The 4,032-nt window shown below is 41.6% G+C and carries 3 protein-coding genes; all 3 read right to left on the bottom strand.

The window, feature by feature from the left end; translation table 11 throughout:
- Positions 1 to 290 precede the first annotated feature (290 nt).
- Complete coding sequence (locus tag SMIDD26_RS10580; protein WP_061440079.1) at positions 291 to 1,655, bottom strand: amino acid permease; 1,365 nt, start codon at positions 1,653 to 1,655, stop codon at positions 291 to 293.
- Between the two features lie 79 nt (positions 1,656 to 1,734).
- Complete coding sequence (gene greA / locus SMIDD26_RS10575; protein WP_000818760.1) at positions 1,735 to 2,217, bottom strand: transcription elongation factor GreA; 483 nt, start codon at positions 2,215 to 2,217, stop codon at positions 1,735 to 1,737.
- A gap of 61 nt (positions 2,218 to 2,278) precedes the next feature.
- Entirely contained in the window at positions 2,279 to 3,943 is a 1,665-nt protein-coding gene (gene mltG, locus SMIDD26_RS10570; RefSeq protein ID WP_061440078.1) for an endolytic transglycosylase MltG, read from the bottom strand.
- Between the last annotated feature and the right edge of the window lie 89 nt (positions 3,944 to 4,032).

Here is a 4,032-nt window from a genome sequence, read left to right as displayed (position 1 = left end):
CCCCCGAGAATTGTCAAGTGTTTTTATATTAAGTTTTTGTTAAATTTTCTTCAATCCGTTCTGATTTCCTCGATAGAGCCAAGCTAATACTAATACTCAATGAAAATCAAAGAGCAAATTAGAAAGCTAACCGCAGGCTTTACTTGAGTGCGGCAAGGTGAAGCTGACGTGGTTTGAAGAAATTTTCGAAGAGTACAAACTTCAAAGCACCAAAGTCACTTTGACTCTGGTGCTTTTTTGACTTGATTTTAAAGCAAAAACCCACCAACCTGAGTTGATGAGTCCTTAAGCTATTTTCTAAATTTCCACTGGCTATAAATACCAAAACCGATAATCCAGATAGCTGAACCGATTGCTCCTACAAATGTAGACTCTTGTAAAAAGAGGGTTACAAAGACAAAGGCAAAGAAGAGCATGGTTAAAGGATTTAAGAAACGATAATGGGGCATGAGATAGCCATCCGCCATAAAGTCCTGTGACTTGCGATACTTAAGGTGAGCCACCATAATCAAGATATAAATGGCGATATAGACACCAGATGATGAAGCCGTAATCAAGGCAAAGGCATCCGAAACTCCTGGCAAGACGTTGATAAAGGCTGCTAGGGCAATCAAAACCGCTGAAGCGATGATGGCATTTTGTGGCACATTGTGGCGAGAAAGGGTATCTGCCTTGATCGCTTTTAGGAAGCGATTTGGCGAATCATGAGCAATCTGGTACAAATGGCGCCCTGTTGAATAAAGGGTTGAGTTAAGGGCAGATGCTGCTGAGGTCAAAACGACGAAGTTAATCAAGGCTGCTGCCCACTTGACACCGGCCAATTCAAATACTGTTACAAAAGGAGAATCCGCAGAAGCAAGCTCACGCCATGGAATGATAGCCATGATGGCTAAGAGGGCACCACCGTAGAAAAAGGCGATACGCAAAGGAATTTCCTTAACGGCTTTTGGCAAGACCTGACGTGGATTTTTGGTTTCAGAAGTTGTGACCCCGATAAACTCAATCATAAGGTAGGCAAAAAAGACCATCTGGAAGGCCATGACAAAGTTGACACCTCCATTTGGGAAGAGGGAGAAATTGTCAGCAATATTGGCTAAACTTGCTACTCCATGAGGTGTCTTAAAGCCTGTCAAGACCATAAAGACTCCTGTCGCAATCATGGCTAAAATAGCCACAATCTTGACCATCGCAAACCAAAACTCAACTTCTCCAAAGAGCTTCACCGCAATCAGATTAACCAAGGCTAGAATGGTCAAAAATCCAATCTCAATCATCCAACTCGGCCAAGTTGGGAACCAAAATTGCACATAATGTGCGATAGCAGTGATTTCCGCCATACCGATAAAGACAACCGATAGCCAGTAAGACCAAACCGAGAAATAGCCCCAGCCCTTACCCAAATGACGCGTGATAAAGTTGATAAAGGTATGTTGCTCAGGATCTTGGTAGAGCATTTCCCCAACCGCACGCATCATGAGGAACATGAAAGCCCCAGTAATCATATAAATCAGTACAATGGAAGGACCTGTTAGGCTGATAGAGCGACCCGCTCCCAGAAAGAGTCCTGTTCCGATTGTTCCCGCAATGGCCATAACCTGCACGTGACGATTGGTTAGACCACGCTCCATCTTATTTTTTTTCTTCTTTGAACTCATATCGTCTCCAATTTCAATTCAATTTAAAATGGAAAAAGGAGTGAGTGAAGCGCACAGCCTCCCCACTCCTTTTTTGTTTTTAGGCTGTTTTTTCAACCTTTAAGATTTTTACATCATAGCTACCAACAGGTGTTTCAATCGTTGCTGTGTCACCTGTTTTCTTGCCAATCAAGGCTTGTCCAATTGGGCTTTCATTTGAAACTTTACCTGCAAAGGCATCCGCACCAGCTGAACCTACGATAATATAAACTTCTTCTTCGTCCTCACCAATTTCTTGGATAGTGACTGTTTTACCAATCGCTACTTCGTCCTGGGCAACTGCGTCGCTATTGACGATTTCGGCATAGCGGATTTTTGTTTCCAAGCTAGAGATTTGTCCTTCGACAAAGGCTTGTTCATCCTTAGCTGCTTCGTACTCACTGTTTTCTGAAAGGTCACCGTATGAACGGGCAATCTTAATGCGTTCTACCACTTCTGGTCGACGGACCAATTTCAATTCTTCTAATTCTTTTTCAAGTTTTTCCTTTTCCTCAAGGGTCATAGGATATGTTTTTTCTGCCATTTTTCTCAACTTTCTTCTGATGATATTTTCGAAAGAAAATTATGTGAAGCATCACATAATTTTAGTTTGTTTGGTTTAATTTGCTGTTGACATGTTCAGCGACATTGCGGTCGTGGTCTTCTTGATTATTAGCATAGTAGACCTTGCCTTCTGTGACATCTGCTACAAAGTAGAGGTTATCGCTCTTAGTTTGATTGATGCTTGACTCAATCGCATCCAGACTTGGACTATCGACTGGACCAGGCATGAGACCTACATTTTTATAAACATTATAAGGTGAATCAATGTTGGTATCAATCGCAACATCCTCAGCTAGACTGATATTTTGCCCCAGTTTTCCTTGGGCATACAAGATTGCAATATTACTTTGAAGTGGCATATCACGATTCAAACGATTGTAGAATACACCTGCAATGAGCTTACGATCTTCTGTCTTGGCACCTTCTTTTTCGACCAAGGAAGCAATGGTCAACAACTCATTGACAGTCAAGTTTTTAGATTTGATAGTACTATAGTAAGGAGATAGGTTCTTATCCATAGCAGCTAACATCTCATCAATCAAGCTCTCAATAGTTGTGCTTTCCTTGATAGAGTAAGTAGCTGGGAAAAGGTATCCTTCCAAACGATAACGCGCACCGCTGTCTTTTGTAGGCAAGCTTTCAAGTAGACTCGGATATTTGGCAACTTCTTGACTGATAAACGTCTCATCTTGAACTTTTGCCAAGAAAGCCTCCGCTGTCAAAGGCTCTTTGAAGTCACCTTGCAATTGACCCACAGCTTGAGCAATTTGATCAATCGTATAACCTTCTGGAATTGTCAAAGTCGCAAGGACAGGTTCCTGTGGTTCAGCTGTTCCACCTTTTTGCAACTCTTTGAGTAAGTCTTCTGTACTCATACTCTTTTGCAAATTGTAGTAACCTGCTTTCAAATCGGTATAATTTTTATACTTGGCATAAAAGCTAAAAATCAGACCATGCTTTACCAAACCAGCTTTTTCAAGCGTCGTACCGATTTCTTGAACGTTTGAACCGTCAGGAATTTGAACCGTCACATATTTCTTAGAATTAGCATCAATAGGTAACAAAGAATCTAGCACGTACTGGTAACCAAAGTAACCACCTGCTGAGAGCAAGGCAAGGAATACAAGGAATGAAATCACAAAGGCTTTCACATGTGACTTCTTCTCTTTCTTAGGCTTAACGGGTTTTGCTCCTTCTCTACGGCTACGACGTGGTGTATCGCTGATGATATCCACTGTTTCTGTAGCAGGCGTAGGTGTTTCTGGACCTGCTTGTTCTGCTTTTTTCTCTGCCGTCTTATAGGAAACAGCTACCCTTGTTGGGGTTTCATTGTATTCTCTTTCAAGTTTCTTAGGTCTAACAGGACCTGGACCTGGTCTTGATCCACTTTCTTCCGCTGGAGAAGAAGGTACATCTTGACTTGGATGACTTGGAACACCAGGAGTTTCTCTTTGAATCTCATCTGCTGGAGAAGCTGGTACATCTTGACTTGGGTGAGTAGGCGCAGCAGGAGCTTTTCTCATAATCTCCTCTACCGTTGACAAGGAATCAGCCATGAGTTCTTCAGCTGAAGGTTCATTTGCAGGAGTGCGAACTACTGCCTCATCTTCTTTCAGAACTTCATCATAGCCTTTTACTTTTTCTAAATCTCTCAGAATCTGCTCTTTAAAGCTTAATTTCTCTTCTTCTCTTGACTTTTCACTCAAAAGTTTTTCCTCCTTGTTGACAATCCATAATATTATATCTTAAAAGTCCAAGAAAAGCAACCTATGATACTTTTCCTAGCTTATTTTTT

Source organism: Streptococcus mitis, assembly GCF_001579035.1.
Classification (GTDB): domain Bacteria; phylum Bacillota; class Bacilli; order Lactobacillales; family Streptococcaceae; genus Streptococcus; species Streptococcus mitis_J.
The sequence above is the reverse complement of the archived record's forward strand: the minus strand, read 5'-3'. Positions and strand labels throughout refer to the sequence as shown.

Bases quoted from the DNA above. Each gene is read 5' to 3' on its own strand.
- greA (WP_000818760.1), bottom strand. From the start codon at position 2,217: ATGGCAGAAAAAACATATCCTATGACCCTTGAGGAAAAGGAAAAACTT.
- SMIDD26_RS10580 (WP_061440079.1), bottom strand. From the start codon at position 1,655: ATGAGTTCAAAGAAGAAAAAAAATAAGATGGAGCGTGGTCTAACCAAT.